We start from the raw sequence: 15,773 nt of genomic DNA on the forward strand, positions 1-15,773 counted from the left end.
GATCGCGAGCTGCTCGACGACATCCACGTACTCGCAGCCGCCGTAGTAGCGCTTGCCGGGATAGCCTTCGGCGTACTTGTTGGTGAGCTGCGAACCCTGCGCGGCCATCACGGCCGGCGACGTGTAGTTCTCCGACGCGATGAGCTCGATGTGCTCTTCCTGGCGGCGGTTCTCGAGTTCGATCGCCTTGAAGAGTTCGGGATCGACGTTGGCGATGGTGCTTTCGGCTCTGTCAAACATACGGGTTCCGTTAAGTGTGTTCAGGTTGACCGGGTCTCGCGCCGAACGCGTAGCGGGTACGCGGCGCTGCTGGCGAAGAGGCCAGCCTTGACGTGGCGGAAAAAGGTGCCGCACACGCGAGGCAGGACAGCCACGGCCCGTAAAGGCCCAGCAGCGCTTAGTGAAGCGCGCGATATCTGGCTGCCCAGGCGAACGGCAAAACGGCACCCTGCGCTTCACGGTGGGTCGTTCCACCTTGAGCCCCCGTTTGAACCGCGCTGCGTTCAACGCTGTGTCCAACACATGCAGCTTGAAGGGCAATTATTACAGCCGTTGCCATTCGGGGCCCCTATCGCCAGTCACGCAGGGATTGAGCGCGTTAGTGTATTGGATGCGCCCGGAATAGGCAACCTGGGAGGCGGCTGCAGCGCCCGCCGCGTGCCGCGCTGCGGGGGCCGGCGCGCGCCCTTCCAAACCCCCGCCGAGGCCCGGCTCGCCCGTGTTCTGACGCTTCCTTGCCGCAGCGCCGCATTACAAGTAGGCTCTCCCCTTTCTTCGCGTTCCACTGACTTGGGAGCAACCATGATCGTCTTCGTCACCGGCGCATCCGCGGGATTCGGCGCCGCCATCGCCCGGGCCTACGTCAAGGGCGGGCACCGCGTCGTCGCTACGGCGCGCCGCAAGGACCGACTCGACGCCCTCGCCACGGAACTGGGCGACGCCCTCCTGCCGTTCGAACTCGACGTGCGCGACCGCGCCGCCGTCGAGGCAGCGCCCGCTACGCTGCCGCCCGAATTCGCCGATGTCGACGTGCTTATCAACAACGCCGGCCTCGCGCTGGGCGTGGACCCCGCGCACAAAGCCGACCTCGACGACTGGGAGACCATGATCGACACCAACTGCACCGGTCTCGTGCGGGTCACCCACGCCTTTCTGCCGGGCATGATCGCGCGCAACCGCGGACACGTCGTCAATCTGGGATCGTCGGCGGGAAACTGGCCCTATGCTGGCGGCAATGTCTATGGCGCGACCAAGGCGTTCGTGCGCCAATTCAGCCTCAATCTGCGCGCGGATCTCGCCGGAACCGCGCTGCGTGTGACGAATATCGAGCCGGGCCTGTGCGGCGGCACCGAGTTCTCCAGCGTGCGCTATCGCGGCGACGACGCGAAAGCGGCCAACGTCTATAAGGATGTTCAGCCGCTCACCCCCGAGGACGTCGCCGACTCCATCTACTGGATCACCTCGCGTCCCGCGCACGTGAACATCAATACGATCGAGTTGATGCCGGTTGCACAGGCCTTTGCAGGCCTCAGCGTCCATCGCGGCTGAACGCTGCCTTTGCCTTCCGCCATCGGTCTTACGAACGGCGTGAGCGCAGCGCGTTCCGGTAGAATGCGCGGCATGGAAAGATCTACCCGCACCCCGGATGCGACCCCATCACAGGCCGCAGCCGGTTTTACCTGGCCGGTACGCGTCTATTACGAAGATACCGACGCCGGCGGCATCGTGTTTTACGCGAACTACCTGAAGTTCTTCGAACGCGCGCGCACCGAATGGCTGCGCGCGTGCGGCGTCGACCAGCGCAAGCTCGCCGAGGAGTCCGGTGAACTGTTTGTCGTGTGCAACACCACGCTCGACTACAAGTCACCCGCCCGCCTCGACGACGTCGTGACGATCGTGACCCGAGTTGCCAAATTGGGCCGCGTAGCCGTCGATTTCATGCAGACAGCGTGGCGCGGCGACACGTTGTTAGTCAGCGGAAAGATTCGCGTAGCCTGCGTGAATGGCGCAGAGATGCGCCCTGCAGCTATTCCTGACCACGTTTTTGAAGCTTTGGAGCGTGGTGTGAAGAAAGTCTTGCCGGCTGTGTCAACGGCGCCGCAGTAATTGCCGTTGATACGACGCCAGTGAACTCGCGTCGGTCGATTCAAGACCAGCCTGGGTTTGGATGCGACGGCGCGATGTCTTTCCATTGGCCTTCGGAAAGATTCGCGTTGCCTTGCAGCCGCTCGCCCCTTCCGGGACGTAATCAAGAACCTCTATGAACACTACACAAGATCTGTCGATCCTTTCTCTCGTTCTTAATGCGAGCGTACTGGCACAAGCGGTGATGGGATTGCTGCTGTTGATGTCCCTGATTTCCTGGACCTTCATCTTCCGCAAGTGGTTTGCCATTCGCCGCGCGCGCACGCAGACCGAAGTCTTCGAGCGCGAATTCTGGTCGGGCGGCGACCTGCAGGCGCTCTACCAGAGCGCGGCCAACAACCGTCACACGATCGGCGCGCTCGAGCGTATCTTTGAGTCGGGCATGCGTGAATTTCTCAAAGCCAAGGAGAAGCGCCTGAACGATCCGAGCCTCGTGCTCGACGGCGCGCGCCGCGCCATGCGCGCGGCTTTCCAGCGCGAAATGGATGCGCTCGAGGCCAACCTTTCGTTCCTCGCGTCGGTGGGCTCGGTGAGCCCGTACATTGGTCTCTTCGGCACGGTCTGGGGGATCATGAACGCGTTCCGCGGTCTCGCGAACGTGCAGCAGGCCACGCTCGCGAACGTCGCGCCCGGCATTGCCGAAGCGCTGACAGCCACCGCGATCGGTCTGTTCGCCGCCATCCCGGCGGTGGTTGCGTACAACAGCTACGCGCACGACATCGACCGCCTCGCGATCCGCTTCGAGACGTTCATCGAAGAATTTTCGAACATCCTGCAACGTCAGGCCCACTAATCTTCACCAGCTAGCAAGGAGTCGAAGATGGGAGGCTCAGTTCGTTCGAGCATGCGAGGCAGCCGCTCGCGCCGCGCGATGGCCGACATCAACGTCGTGCCGTATATCGACGTGATGCTGGTGTTGCTCGTGATCTTCATGGTGACGGCGCCGCTGGTCGCGCCGTCCATCGTCAATCTGCCCACTGTTGGCGGCGCAAGCCAGCAGCAGCAGACGCCGCCCGTCGTGGTCAATATTCGCCCCGACGGCAATCTGAGCGTACGCTACAAAGATGATTCCGGCGCGACGCAGCAGCAAAACATGTCGCGCGCCGACCTCAACGGCTTCGTCATGGAGCGCGAGCAAAGCCATCCCGACCAGCCCGTCGTGATCGCAGCCGATAAGTCCGTCAAGTATGAGACGGTGATGAACGTGATGTCCGACCTGAAGTCGCGCGGCGTCAAACGTGTCGGACTGCTCGTCAAATCGCAATGATCCGGAACAAAGATACGTATCCGCTGCAGCCTCCGCGCGAGCGGGGCACGGGACGTGCGCTTGCGCTCGCCGTGATCATGCATGTGCTGCTCGGTTTGTTCCTCTACCACGGCATCCGCTGGCAGAACAGCACGCCGGCGGGTGAAGAGGCGGAGCTCTGGACCGAGGTGCCCGATCTGTCGACGCCGCGGCCCGTGCCGCCGCCTCCCGCACCGGTCGCCCCTGCCCCGCCTCCGCCGCAAACGGAAGAAGCCGACATCGCGCTGCAACAGTTAAAGCGTAAGCAGCAGCAAGAGGCTGCGCGCGAAGCGCAACTGGCCGAGCAGCAGCGCCTGAAGGCGCAACAGGAAGCCGATGCGAAGCGCCAGCAGCAACTCGCGGCCCAGCAGGCAGCGCAGCTCGCCCTGCAGCAGAAGCAAGCGAAGCTCAAGCAACAGCAGCAGCAGGAGCAGCAGCAAGCCGCTGCCGAAAAGCTCAAGCAGCAGGAAGCGCTGAAGAAGCAGGCGCAGGAAGACGCGCAAAAGCAGGCGAAACTCGACGCACAGAAGAAGGCCGACGCCGAAAAGGCCGCCAAGGCCAAGGCGCAAGCCGACGCCCAGGCGAAGAAGCTCGACGCCGAGCGGCGCGCGCGCATCGCGCAGATGCAAGGCTCGATGGGCGGCGGCACGGGCACGAGCGGCAACGGTCTCGCGAAAAGCGGCACCGGCAGCGGCTCGGGCGGCAACGCAGCTTCGCCGGGTTATGCGGACAAGGTGCGGCGTCGCGTGCGCCCGAACATCATCTGGGCGGGCGAGACGGCAGGTCTGGAAACCGAGATTTCGGTGCACTGCTCGCCAAGCGGCACGCTGCTTTCGGCCACCATCTCGCGCAGCAGCGGTAATTCGCAGTGGGACGACGCCGCGTTGCGCGCCGTCCAGCGCTCGGATCCCATGCCGGTCGACACGGATGGCAAAACGCCGTCGAACTTTAAAATTACCTTGCGCCCGGCAAGTTAAGGGCGCCCATCGGGACACAGGGAAGCCGTCGCACGGCAGCAGATCACGGAACGATTGGAACGTTTCCCGGTCTGTCTGCTGTTGCACGGTGTGACAAAAATCGCTTTTTGAGGAAACAGCACAGCATGAGTTTGATGACGAAGCTTGGCCTGCGAACTCTCGTCGCGTCTTGCCTGATTGCAGTCGGCGGCGCAGCGAACGCACAACTCAACGTCCTCGTCACCGGCGTGGGCTCTACCCAGTTCCCCATCGCCACGGCTAATTTCGCTGGCGAAGCGAACTCGCCGCAGCAAGTCGCCGCCATCGTGCGCGCCGACCTCGCTCGCAGCGGCAAATTCACCAACATCGACGCCGGCAGCGCGCCGGTCTCGGAAGCCGACTCGGTCGACCTCGGCAGCTGGAAGGCCAAGGGCGCCAACGCGTTCGTGGCGGGCAGCGTCAACAAGCTCCCCAATGGCCAGTACGAAGTGCGCTTCAAGCTGTATGACACGGTGAAAGGCGACAGCCTCGGCGGCCTCGTGCTGCAGAGCCCGCCCAGCGGCCTGCGCATGAGCGCGCACAAGGTTGCTGACTACATCTATCAGAAGCTGTTTGGCGACCGCGGCGTGTTCGCCACGCGCCTGTCTTATGTGATCAAGACGGGCAACCGCTACCAGTTGCAGATTTCGGACTCCGACGGACAAGACGCGCACATCGCGCTGTCGAGCCCGGAGCCCATCATCTCGCCGGCCTGGTCGCCTGACGGCACCAAGGTGGCCTACGTTTCTTTCGAAAAGAAAAAGCCCATCGTCTACGTGCATGACCTGCCCACGGGGCGGCGCGTCATGGTCTCGGACCAGAAGGGCAACAACTCGGCGCCGGCCTGGTCGCCGGACGGCCGCACGCTCGCCGTTGCGCTGTCGCGCACGGGCAACACGCAAATCTTCGCCGTCAACGCCGACGGCTCGGGTCTGCGCCGCCTCACGCAAGGCACGACGATCGACACCGAACCCACCTTCTCTCCTGACGGGCGCTGGATTTACTTCACGAGCGACCGCGGCGGCCAGCCGCAGATCTACAAGATGCCGGCCCAGGGCGAAAGCGCCGGCGCCGCACAACGCGTGACGTTCACCGGCAACTACAACACGAGCCCGAAGGTCAGCCCGGACGGCAAGGAACTGGCGTACATCTCACGCACGGGTGGCGGATTTAAGTTGTACATTCAAGATCTGCAGTCCGGCGTCTCCACGGCGCTCACCGACACGACACATGACGAATCGCCAAGCTTCGCGGCGAACGGTCAGTACATTCTTTACGCCACTCAGGTGAACGGCCGTGGCGTGCTGGCTGCTGTATCGACCGATGGTCGGACGCGGCAAGTTCTGTCCGTTCAGGGCGGCGTCGTGCGCGAGCCGTCCTGGGGTCCTTTTATGCAATAACACTTCAGGAGAGAAAAAATGAAGTCGAATAAAGTCCGCCTGGCCTTGGCCGTCATGATGATCGGTGCGCTGGCCGCATGTAAGTCGGGCGTCAAGACCGAAGGCGAGAACGCCGGCGCAATGAACACTCAGCCGAACCCGAACGCCGTTGCCCAGGTGAACGTCGACGAGCTGAACAACCCGAACAGCCCGCTCGCCAAGCGCAGCGTGTACTTCGACTTCGACAGCTACAGCGTCAAGGACGACTACCAGTCGCTGCTGCAAGCTCACGCTCAGTACCTGAAGACGCATCCGCAGCGTCACGTCCTGATCCAGGGCAACACCGACGAGCGCGGCTCGAGCGAGTACAACCTGGCGCTGGGCCAAAAGCGTGCTGAAGCTGTCCGCCGCGTCCTCGCGCTCGACGGTGTGGGCGACTCACAGATGGAAGCTGTGAGCCTCGGTAAGGAAAAGCCGGTCGCGGCAGGCCACGACGAAGCATCGTGGTCGCAGAACCGCCGTGCTGACCTCGTGTACCAACAGTAATTGAGTATTGGATGAAGGGGCGTATGTCGCACCGTTTCTCCCTGCTGCGGGTAGCCGCAGCCGCCTGCGTAGCCGGAAGCGCCTTCGCGTCGCTGCCGGCTCACGCGGGTCTCTTCGATGACGATCAGGCGCGCCAGGCGATTCTCGACCTGCGCGCGAAGACGGACAATCTGACTAGCCAGCTGTCCGCAGCCCAGCGCACGATCCTCGATCAGTCCAACCACCTCGACCAGCTCAATCAGCAGGTCGCGACGTTGCGCGGACAGAACGAGGACATGGCGAACCAGCTGGCCACCCTGCAGAAGCAACAGAAGGACTACTACACGGACCTGGATACGCGCCTCAAGAAGTTCGAGCCGCAGCAGCAAACCGTGGATGGCCAGCAGGGCACCGTTCAACCCGGTGAGACGGAGGCGTTCAACGCCGCTTCGCAGCAGTTTCGCAACGGCGACTTCAAGCAGGCTGCAACGGCGTTCCGCAGCTTCATCTCGAAGTATCCGCAAAGCCCCTACCAGCCGACCGCGCAATACTGGCTCGGCAATGCGCTCTACGCGCTGAAGGACTACAAGGGGTCGACCGCGACGTGGCAGAACGTGGTCAAGAACTATCCGCAAAATCCGCGTGCGGCCGATTCGCTGCTGGCGATTGCGAACAATCAGATTGAGCAGGGGCAAAAGGCTGCGGCCAAGCGCACGCTCGAGCAGATCGTTTCGCAGTACAGCGGCACGGAAGTGGCGCAGACGGCGCAGAGCAAGCTGTCACAGCTCAAGTAATTGCTCCCCGCGCGAGCTTGGTTGACACGCGCGGAGAGCATCGCTATAATCTCGCTTCTCTTTTGGGTCGTTAGCTCAGCTGGTAGAGCAGCGGACTTTTAATCCGTTGGTCACAGGTTCGAATCCCGTACGGCCTACCAAAGAATAAAAAGCCCAGTCCTCGTGACTGGGCTTTTTGCTTTGATGTTGCCCCTCCCCGCAGTTCCTTCCCCCGTCGCACAGGCCACGTCATCATGAAGTTCTCGACTCTCGCCTGCGCCCTGCTCGCGCTGCTTCTGATCAGCCTGCGCGTCCAGGCGCAAATGCAAGCCCCGCCCGAAAACTACGAATATCTGCGCCGCATTAGCGTGCCCGACGTCGTCATCAACTGCGTCGCCGCGCTCGACGAGTGGGTGCGCCAGGGCCAGCGCTATGATTCGCTGCTCGTGCCGGACCGCCGCGCCCTCACCGCGCATGTCGAAACACCCGCGCCCGATGGCGCCATCATGCGCGTATCGACTTCGGGTGCCATGGCGCAGGCCTCGCCCATCGACACGCTCGTTCATCTGCGCGGCTTCGCCAAGGTACGCGGTAAGTACGCGTGGGAGCCCGTGAAGGCAACCTGCGGCGTCTGGCACTCGCACATCGTCGATGTCGCGCTGAAGCCGCGGCCGGCGCACACCGACTCGACCATCCAGTAAATTCAATTGCACGCGCGCATAAAAAAACCCGTGCGCACGACACGCACGGGTTTTCGCTTTAGCGCGGGTTTCGCCGCGCTTATTCCGCCTTGATGCCTTCGACCTGGATCTGCAGCGTCGTTGCCATCTTGAAGCCATAGGCCTTGCCGTAGGTCACGCCGTAGTCGGCGCGATCGAATTCGGCGCTGGCGTCGGCGCCGCACACTTCACGCTTGAGCATGGGGTTCTGGAAGCATTTGAACGAATCGATCTTGAGGTTCAGCGGCTTCGTGACACCGTGCAGCGTGAACGTGCCAATCACTTCAACCGGCTTGTCGCCGTCGAACTTGATCGACGTGCCCTTGTAGACGGCAGTCGGGTACTTGGCCGCGTCGAGCAGTTCCGCCGAGCTCACGTGCTTGTCGAGTGCCGAGTTGCCGGTGTCGATGGACGAGGCGTCGATGGTCACGTCGACCGTGCCGGTCTTCGCCGTGCGGTCGAGCACGACGGTGCCCGAGCTCTTCGTGAACTTGCCGCGCCAGACCGAGACGCCGCCGAAGTGGTCGGCTTCGAAGCTCGGGAACGTGTGCGACGGGTCAAGGTTGTACGTCGTGGGCGTTGCGAACGCGGGCGTGGCGATAGCGGCGGCCAGCGCGGCGGCGGCAAACAGAGTGGTCTTCATAAAAGCGTGGTTCCTGATACGAATGAGACGGCGAATAAAGTAGCCATAAACGCCGGATGAAACGAACAACCGGCGCGCGTCAGTGCGCGGCGGTCACGATATGAAACTTGATCTGCACGTCATCGGCGACGATCGACGTGTCCTTCCACTCGCCCGAGCCAATGCCGTAGGCGAGGCGCTTGATGGGCAATGCGCCGTCGAACACCTGGTTCGCGCCGTCCTTGCGGTACGTCACCGGCACGACCACATCGGTCGTCTTGCCCCGGATCGTGAGCTTGCCCGCGACCGTGAAGGCGCCGTTCGCGCCCGCCTTGATCTGCGTGGAAACGAAGGTGGCGTGCGGGAAGTGCGCAGCGTCGAACCATTCGTCGCCGGCGACTTCCTTGTTGTAGTCGGGCGAGCCAAGATCGAAGCTCGCCACGTCGACGTCGAGCTTCGCGCTCGATGCCGCGGCGTTGGCCGGGTCGAAATGCACGTCGGCGTTAAAGCGGCTGAAGCGCCCTTCCACTGGCACGTTCATCTGCTTGAACACGGCCGAGACGGAGCTTTTCGCGGCTTCGGCGGCGGCGTCCGCATTCGTTGCGAAGGAGGCGGTGAAAGCCGCGCCGGCGGCAAGCGCCACGCCAAGCGCGACGATGGAAACTTTGGAGGCGAAACGTTGGATCATGGACAGTCGGTTCGCTGTGAGCGGTGAAAAGACGATGAAGCGACGATGAAGCTGCGCACTGCGCTTAGTCGCGCGGCGTGCCGGGTTTACCGGATTTGCCAAAAGAAGGCAGCATGCGCGCGAGGATATTCTGGCGATCGAGCCATTGATGCTTCACGACCGCAAGCACGTGCAGCACCACGACCGCGAGCAACGTGTAGTTGAGCGCGACGTGAACGATCCGCAACGTGCCCTTGAGCGCTTTGTCGGGGCCGATGATCGTGGGCAGCGGCCAGATGCCGAGGTACACGACTTGGATGCCCGCCGCCGAGCTATAGAGATAGCCGGTCACGGGGATCGCGACCATCAGCACGTAAAGCACGAAGTGGCCTGCGTGCGCCGCGCCGCGCTCCCAGCCGTGCATGGAACCCGGCAGCGCGGGCGCGCGATGTGTCGCACGCCACAGGAGGCGCACCAGCACGAGCGCGAGCACGGTCACGCCAATCCACTTGTGCCACGAGAAATAGCGCAGCTTGGTGGGCGTGATGCCGGGGATATCGGTCATGATCCAGCCGAGCGCGAAGCCCCAGACGATCAGCGTGGCGACCAGCCAGTGCAGCAGCATGGCGACGCCGCTGTAGCGGCCAGTGGACTTAACGGAACGATTCATCGGCATGGACATCCTCAACAAGGAAGGCGCACTTTAACCGGCGTCAGCTATTCAAACAATCGTCTAGAATGGATCGTTATCATCTATTTTCTGGATAGGTCGATCCTGGAGCGCTCATGGACCGTTCGCCGAGTCTCGAACAGCTGCGCGCACTGATTGCCGTGGCGGAAACCGGCAGCTTTTCAGCGGCGGCGCGCCAGCTCGATCGCGCGCAGTCGGTGGTGAGCTACACGATCGCCAATCTGGAGGCGCTGCTCGGCGTCGCCCTGTTCGTACGCGGCAAGCGCAAGCCCGAGCTCACAGCCGCGGGGCGGGCGATTCTCGCCGATGCGCGCCGTCTCGATCTGCTGATGGGTCAGCTTAACGCCAAGGCGGCCGGTCTGCAGCGCGGGCTCGAAGGCGAGGTCTCGGTGGCCGTGGACGTGATGTTTCCGTCGCCACGGCTCGTGGAGGCCTTGCAGGCGTTCGCGCTGGCCTTTCCGACCGTGGCGCTGAACCTCACCATGGAGGCGCTCGGCGGCGTGCTCAAGCTCGTGCTCGACGGCGATTGCGCCATCGGCATCAGTGGGCCGAACCAGAACTGGCCGCATGTGATCGAAGCGCGCACGATCGGCACGGTCGAGCTCGTGCTGGTGGCCGCGCCGATTCATCCGCTCGCGCAGGCCGCGCAGCCCGTGCGCATCTCCGACGCGCGCGAGCACACCCAGCTCGTGCTGACCGACCGCAGCCGGCTCACGCTCGGCCAGACTTTCGGGGTGTACAGCAACCGCGCGTGGAAGCTGGGCGACCTCGGTGCGAAGCACCGCCTGTTGCTCGCGGGGCTCGGCTGGGGGTCGATGCCGCGCCATCTCGTCGAGGCCGACCTCGAAGCTGGGCGCCTCGTGCGCATCGCGCTCGCCGACCGCGGCTCGGTGAACTACAACATCTCGCTGATCCACCGCACGGACGCCGCCACCGGCCCCGCGTGCCAGTGGTTGAGCCACTATCTCGCGAGCGGCACGCCGCCCGGCACGCTAGTCGCCGACGCGTACTGAACGCGTCTCGAACGCCAACGGCGAAACCCTCGGCACGCATCCGGGATGCCACGCCCAGTTGCGCCGATACAACCCTCGCGCGACACCCATTTTTCGAGAAACATCGTCGTGCCATGATCGCGCCGCTTGCGCGCCGTCGACCAAGACTTCGGCCGCTCCTTTTGTGCGTTGTCCGGTACGTCTCATGTACACCTTCGTCTGCTGCCTGCTTTCCAATCTCGCTCTGCTCGCCGCCGTGCAACTGGCGTGCGCCATCGCTCGCGCCATGCGCCCCGATCTGCGTGTGCGCGGCACGCTTATGTTCGCCGGCATCATCGCCATTGCCCTGGTGTTCGACGCCGCGCTTACGTTTCTCGTGTTCGCCGACGCGGGCGGCCCGTGGCGCGCGCACAACCCGACCGAAACGTTCTACGCACGCGCGGCCGCCTACCTACTCGCGGTCGTGCTGGCGTTCGTCCTTGCGCGCGTCTGGCGCCGGCGCAGCGCGCGCCGCCAAGCGCCGCCCGATGCGCTTGTGATCGAAACCTCGCCGTACAGCAAGTCGACACTGCCGATGTAAGCACGCCGCCGCGCTCCGACCGCCCTCCTCCTCTTGCTCCGCGATCATGCATTGCGCATGAATCGACAGTGGCACAGCGCTGCGTCTCTCACACGCAGCCTGGTATCAATCCGTCGGCACCCGGGCACGTTCGTCGCACGCTCTCGCCACTTGGCCTATAAATGCACCTGCATGCATGCGACAGAGCGCCGCAGCTCATCGCGAGGCCATTCGCGTGCCTCTCACCTGACTCAATAACCATATCAACATCGTTTCAAGCGAGGACATCTTGGATCTCGAAACAATCCGCACATTCATCATGACCCGGGGCATGGACTTCGGGACCAAGGTCGTCGCGGCGATCGTCTTGTGGATCGTCGGACGCTGGGTCATCAACCTGATCACCGGCTTGCTGCGCAAAGTGCTCTCGCGCAACCAGCGCGTCGACCCCACGCTCGCGCATTACCTCGGCTCGATCCTCGGCGGCTTGCTGAATCTGCTGCTGGTCCTCGCGATCCTCCAGGTGTTCGGAGTGCAGACCACCTCGTTCGCAGCACTGCTCGCGGGCCTCGGTCTCGCCATCGGCACGGCTTGGGGCGGCCTGCTCGCGCACTTCGCGGCGGGCGTCTTCATGCAGGTGCTGCGTCCGTTCAAGGTCGGCGACTTTGTGACGGCCGGCGGCGTGACGGGCACCGTGAAAGAGCTCGGCATCTTCGGCACGACCATCATCTCGCCGGACAACGTCGTGAACATCGTGGGCAACAACAAGATCTTTTCGGACACCATCTCGAACTTCAGCGCCACGCCGGTGCGCCGCGTCGAACTGACCGCGAAGATCGCCAACGGCGTCGACCCCGTCGATGCAGCCAAGCGGCTGCGCGCCGTGGTCGCGGCCATTCCCAACGTGGCGCAGGAACCGGCGCCCGACGTCGAGGTGCTGTCGTTCACGCCCGAAGGTCCGCTCCTGTGCGTGCGGCCTTATACGAGCAACGATCACTACTGGCAGGTGTACTTCGACACCAACCGCGCGATCGTCGAGACCTTCCGTGACGCGGGCTATCCGACGCCGGAAACGCCATCGATCATTCGCCGCGTGGGCTAAAACGCACCACGCTGCACCGCGCCGTCTCGCGCAAAAACAAACGGCATCGTCCTCGCGGGCGATGCCGTTTTTTTCTTGGAGCAGCCGAACCGCCGGGCCACTCTCACGCGCGAACGCGTGCGTCAGTCGTGCTGCGGCGCTATGAGTTGCGGTTGCCGTTCGGCCCGCGCATGGTGCTGTCACGCCCGCTCTTGCGCGTCATCTTCCAGAGCCCGCCGATGAGCACCGGCACGATGGCCGCGCCAATGCCCACGAGCACGATCACGTTCAGATACTGGCGAATGAACGGAATGTTGCCGAAGAAGAAGCCGAGCAGCACGAGCAGCAGCACCCAGAACAGCGCACCCGTGATGTTGAAGAACTGGAAGCGCCGCATGCTCATCTGCGAGACGCCCGCGACGAACGGCGCGAAGGTGCGTACGACCGGAATGAAGCGTGCGAGCACAATGGTCTTGCCGCCGTGGCGTTCGTAGAAATCGTGGGTCTTTTGCAGTGCCGCGCGGTCGAGAAAGCGTTCGAGCACGGGAATGCGCGTATTGAACACCTTCGGTCCGATGGCATGGCCGATCAGATAGTTGACCGTGTTGCCCGAGACCGCCGCCACGATCAGCAAGACCAGCAGCAGGCCAAGATTCATCTCGTGCGTGGCCGCGAACGCGCCGCCGATGAACAGCAGCGAATCGCCGGGCAGGAACGGCAGGACCACGAGCCCGGTTTCGCAAAACACGATCAGGAAAAGGACCGCATAAACCCAGGCGCCGTACTGCTGGATGAAGACTCCGAGAAACTTGTCGATGTGCAAGACGAGATTGGCAAACTGCAGCAGCGTATCCAAAAGTATCCCTTATTGGTCGTGGCCCGGCGCCCGGTTAAAGTGCGCGAGGCCGATGTTGCGCGAGAAGCAAAATTGACCGCGCCATGATACCTAAAGTGCCCCTCGTCACGAAAAATTCCCCCGAAAATCCGCAAAAATCTATCGAAAGCGCACCGAAAGCACCTCGAACGTCGCCAAAACAGGGGACCTAAGCGTGCGCCGGCGCAGCCCGGGGACGCCCGCGCCGAATCGCTATAATTGCGCGCATGTCTTCGAATTCCGATCTTGCCGGCGCTGGCGCAATTCCCGGCAGTGCACCGAGCAGTGCATCCGTCAATGCGCCCGACTCTGCCGACAGCGCAGCCGCCCATGCGACCACCGCAACCGCCGCAGCGGCGGACCCCGCGCACGCCTCGCGCTCCCCACAGCCTGCGCGCGCGATCCAGGCGCTGCCCGACCAACTGATCAGCCAGATCGCGGCGGGCGAAGTGGTCGAGCGCCCTGCCTCGGTCGTGAAAGAGCTGCTCGAAAACGCGCTCGACGCGGGCGCGTCCACGCTGCGCATCCTGCTCGACGAAGGCGGCGTAAAGCGCATCTCGATCGCTGACGACGGCTGCGGCATCCCCGAAGCCGAATTGCCGCTCGCGCTGACGCGCCACGCAACCAGCAAGATCCGCTCGCTCGCCGAACTCGAAAGCGTCGCGACGCTCGGGTTTCGCGGCGAAGCGCTGGCCTCGATCGCCTCGGTGGCCGAGATGTCGATCACGAGCCGCCCCGCCAGCGCCGCGCACGCCGTGAAAATCGACGCCCACACGGGCGCGCTCTCGCCCGCCGCGGGCGGCCAGGGCACCACCATCGAAGTGCGCGAGCTGTACTTCAACACGCCTGCGCGCCGCAAGTTTCTGAAGAGCGAGCAGACCGAGCTCGGCCACTGTCTCGAGATGATCCGCCGCAGCGCGCTCGCACGGCCCGACGTGGCGATCTCGGTGCTGCACAACGGCCGCGCCGTCGAGCACTGGAACGCGAGCGATCCGGCCACGCGCGTCTCGAAGATTCTCGGCGAGACCTTCGCCACCGCGCACCTGCCGCTCGACGAGCGCGCCGGACCGCTCGCCGTCTACGGCTGCGCGGGCCTGCCTACCGCGAGCCGCAATCGCGCCGACCAGCAGTACTTTTTCGTGAACGGCCGCTACGTGCGCGACAAGCTGCTCACGCACGCCGTGCGCGCCGCCTACGAAGACGTGCTCCACGGCGACCGCTATCCGTCGTATGTGCTGTTTCTCGACTTGCCGCCCGAAGCAGTCGACGTGAACGTGCATCCGTCGAAGATCGAGGTGCGCTTTCGCGACTCGCGCTCGATTCACCAGTTCGTGTTCCATGCGGTGCAGCGCGCGCTTGCACGCCACGCGGGTGCATCGCCGGAAACCACCTCGGGCGGCCACGCCGCGCTGATCGAGCCGCGCGCCGCGCCGGGCGCCGGCGTGCTGGGCGGCTCCGTTGGGCTGGCTTCGGGGGCTTCGGGCGCCACCGGCAACGCCGGTGTTTCCGGTGCGCCGTCCGCTAGCTTTGGCACGCCTGGCAAGTTCGGCACCGCCAGCGTCGCGAGCAGCTTCGGCGGCGCGGGAAGCGGCTTTTCCGGTGGCGTGGGAGGCCGCGCTTCGGGATTCGGCTCTAGCAGCTCTAGCGGCAGCGCGAGCGGCAGCTCGGGCGCCAGCGGCAACACCTGGCTACGCCAGTCGCGCATGACGCAAGGCAGCCTGCCCGTCGCGCAGCCGCTTGCGCTCTACGACGCCCTGTTCGGCCGCAAGGACGTCGGCGCAGGCACAGCACAAGGCGCGACAGTGTCCCACGCGGAAGACGCCGGCGCGTCCTTCTCCGCGCAAGCGCCCCAGCCCGCCTTCGACGCTCGCGACGACCATCCGCTCGGCTTCGCGCTCGGCCAGGTGCATGGCATCTACGTGCTCGCGCAAAACGCGCGCGGCCTTGTAATCGTCGACATGCACGCCGCGCACGAACGCATCCTCTACGAGCAGTTCAAGCAGGCGCTCGCCGAGCGCTCGCTCGCGGTCCAGCCGCTGCTGATCCCTATCTCGATGACGGCCGACCCCGTGGAGACCGGCACCGTCGAGGAAGAAAAAGCCACGCTCGAAGCGCTCGGCTTCGATCTCGCGGTGCTCTCGCCCACGTCGATCGCCATCCGCGCGGTACCCGCGCTCCTGAAGGACTCGGACCTGCAAGCGCTCGCGCGCGCGGTGCTCGCCGATCTGCACGCCTATGGCGGCTCGCGCGTGCTGACCGAGCGCCAGCACGAGATGCTCGGCACGCTCGCCTGCCACCACGCGGTGCGCGCGAACCGGCGCCTCACGCTCGACGAGATGAACGCGCTCCTGCGCCAGATGGAAGCGACCGAGCGCGCCGACCAGTGCAATCACGGCCGGCCCACGTGGTATCAGCTCACGCTCGCCGATCTCGACCGGCTCTTCATGCGCGGGCAGTGACACAACA

At 64.3% G+C, this 15,773-nt stretch carries 17 protein-coding genes, 1 tRNA gene, 1 pseudogene and 1 riboswitch; of the genes and pseudogenes, 14 read left to right on the top strand and 5 right to left on the bottom strand.

The window, feature by feature from the left end:
- Positions 1-240, bottom strand: a pseudogene (gene glyA / locus HV773_RS21845) (serine hydroxymethyltransferase); the annotation flags it as partial.
- A 175-nt stretch (positions 241-415) separates the two neighbouring features.
- A riboswitch (ZMP/ZTP riboswitch) is annotated at positions 416-592 on the bottom strand.
- Positions 593-801: 209 nt separating this feature from the next.
- On the opposite strand from glyA, the gene ydfG reads away from it, so the two are divergent.
- The 10 genes from ydfG (at position 802) to HV773_RS21895 (ending at position 7,803) form a co-directional block, all read left to right on the top strand.
- The gene (gene ydfG, locus HV773_RS21850) at positions 802-1,548 is read left to right on the top strand and encodes a bifunctional NADP-dependent 3-hydroxy acid dehydrogenase/3-hydroxypropionate dehydrogenase YdfG (RefSeq protein WP_129562707.1); all 747 of its coding nucleotides are present in this window, start codon (positions 802-804) and stop codon (positions 1,546-1,548) included.
- A gap of 63 nt (positions 1,549-1,611) precedes the next feature.
- A complete protein-coding gene (gene ybgC, locus HV773_RS21855; protein WP_129562708.1) occupies positions 1,612-2,106 on the top strand; it encodes a tol-pal system-associated acyl-CoA thioesterase in 495 nt (164 codons plus the stop codon).
- A gap of 154 nt (positions 2,107-2,260) precedes the next feature.
- Positions 2,261-2,938, top strand: coding sequence for a protein TolQ (gene tolQ, locus HV773_RS21860; protein WP_129562709.1), 678 nt, complete (start codon positions 2,261-2,263; stop codon positions 2,936-2,938).
- A gap of 27 nt (positions 2,939-2,965) precedes the next feature.
- Positions 2,966-3,412, top strand: a complete 447-nt coding sequence (gene tolR / locus HV773_RS21865; protein ID WP_129562710.1) for a protein TolR — start codon at positions 2,966-2,968, stop codon at positions 3,410-3,412.
- A complete protein-coding gene (gene tolA, locus HV773_RS21870) occupies positions 3,409-4,407 on the top strand; it encodes a cell envelope integrity protein TolA (protein ID WP_129562711.1) in 999 nt (332 codons plus the stop codon). Before tolR ends, tolA begins: the two co-directional genes overlap by 4 nt.
- Positions 4,408-4,532: 125 nt before the next feature.
- On the top strand, positions 4,533-5,825 hold the full coding sequence (gene tolB / locus HV773_RS21875) for a Tol-Pal system beta propeller repeat protein TolB (RefSeq protein ID WP_129562712.1): 1,293 nt from the start codon (positions 4,533-4,535) through the stop codon (positions 5,823-5,825).
- Positions 5,826-5,843: 18 nt separating this feature from the next.
- Positions 5,844-6,350 carry a peptidoglycan-associated lipoprotein Pal gene (pal, locus tag HV773_RS21880; RefSeq protein ID WP_129562713.1) on the top strand — a complete coding sequence of 169 codons (507 nt, stop codon included), beginning with the start codon at positions 5,844-5,846 and terminating at the stop codon, positions 6,348-6,350.
- A 23-nt stretch (positions 6,351-6,373) separates the two neighbouring features.
- On the top strand, positions 6,374-7,123 hold the full coding sequence (gene ybgF / locus HV773_RS21885) for a tol-pal system protein YbgF (protein WP_129562714.1): 750 nt from the start codon (positions 6,374-6,376) through the stop codon (positions 7,121-7,123).
- A gap of 64 nt (positions 7,124-7,187) precedes the next feature.
- A tRNA-Lys gene (locus HV773_RS21890) sits at positions 7,188-7,263 on the top strand.
- 93 nt (positions 7,264-7,356) lie between these two features.
- Positions 7,357-7,803: a BspC domain-containing protein gene (locus tag HV773_RS21895; protein WP_129562715.1), complete on the top strand. Its 447-nt coding sequence runs from the start codon at positions 7,357-7,359 to the stop codon at positions 7,801-7,803.
- Positions 7,804-7,882: 79 nt separating this feature from the next.
- Here HV773_RS21895 and HV773_RS21900 read toward each other — a convergent pair whose 3' ends face one another.
- The 3 genes from HV773_RS21900 to HV773_RS21910 all read right to left on the bottom strand — a co-directional run bounded on the left by HV773_RS21900 (position 7,883) and on the right by HV773_RS21910 (position 9,780).
- The gene (locus tag HV773_RS21900) at positions 7,883-8,464 is read right to left on the bottom strand and encodes a YceI family protein (RefSeq protein ID WP_129562716.1); all 582 of its coding nucleotides are present in this window, start codon (positions 8,462-8,464) and stop codon (positions 7,883-7,885) included.
- Positions 8,465-8,543: 79 nt separating this feature from the next.
- Positions 8,544-9,131 (bottom strand): YceI family protein, encoded by a 588-nt coding sequence (locus HV773_RS21905; protein WP_129562717.1) that lies wholly within the window; start codon positions 9,129-9,131, stop codon positions 8,544-8,546.
- Positions 9,132-9,195: 64 nt separating this feature from the next.
- Complete coding sequence (locus HV773_RS21910) at positions 9,196-9,780, bottom strand: cytochrome b (RefSeq protein WP_174220062.1); 585 nt, start codon at positions 9,778-9,780, stop codon at positions 9,196-9,198.
- Between the two features lie 116 nt (positions 9,781-9,896).
- On the opposite strand from HV773_RS21910, the gene HV773_RS21915 reads away from it, so the two are divergent.
- The 3 genes from HV773_RS21915 (at position 9,897) to HV773_RS21925 (ending at position 12,454) form a co-directional block, all read left to right on the top strand.
- Entirely contained in the window at positions 9,897-10,814 is a 918-nt protein-coding gene (locus HV773_RS21915) for a LysR family transcriptional regulator (RefSeq protein WP_129562718.1), read from the top strand.
- A gap of 184 nt (positions 10,815-10,998) precedes the next feature.
- Positions 10,999-11,373: a hypothetical protein gene (locus HV773_RS21920; protein ID WP_129562719.1), complete on the top strand. Its 375-nt coding sequence runs from the start codon at positions 10,999-11,001 to the stop codon at positions 11,371-11,373.
- Positions 11,374-11,641: 268 nt separating this feature from the next.
- Positions 11,642-12,454, top strand: coding sequence for a mechanosensitive ion channel family protein (locus tag HV773_RS21925; protein WP_129562720.1), 813 nt, complete (start codon positions 11,642-11,644; stop codon positions 12,452-12,454).
- Positions 12,455-12,593: 139 nt separating this feature from the next.
- Here HV773_RS21925 and HV773_RS21930 read toward each other — a convergent pair whose 3' ends face one another.
- Entirely contained in the window at positions 12,594-13,289 is a 696-nt protein-coding gene (locus HV773_RS21930) for a DedA family protein (RefSeq protein ID WP_129562721.1), read from the bottom strand.
- A 245-nt stretch (positions 13,290-13,534) separates the two neighbouring features.
- Here HV773_RS21930 and mutL point away from each other — a divergent pair, with 245 nt between their 5' ends.
- Positions 13,535-15,766, top strand: coding sequence for a DNA mismatch repair endonuclease MutL (gene mutL / locus HV773_RS21935; protein ID WP_129562722.1), 2,232 nt, complete (start codon positions 13,535-13,537; stop codon positions 15,764-15,766).
- Positions 15,767-15,773: the final 7 nt, after the last annotated feature.

It is taken from the genome of Paraburkholderia caffeinitolerans (assembly GCF_902859945.1).
Lineage (GTDB): Bacteria > Pseudomonadota > Gammaproteobacteria > Burkholderiales > Burkholderiaceae > Paraburkholderia > Paraburkholderia caffeinitolerans.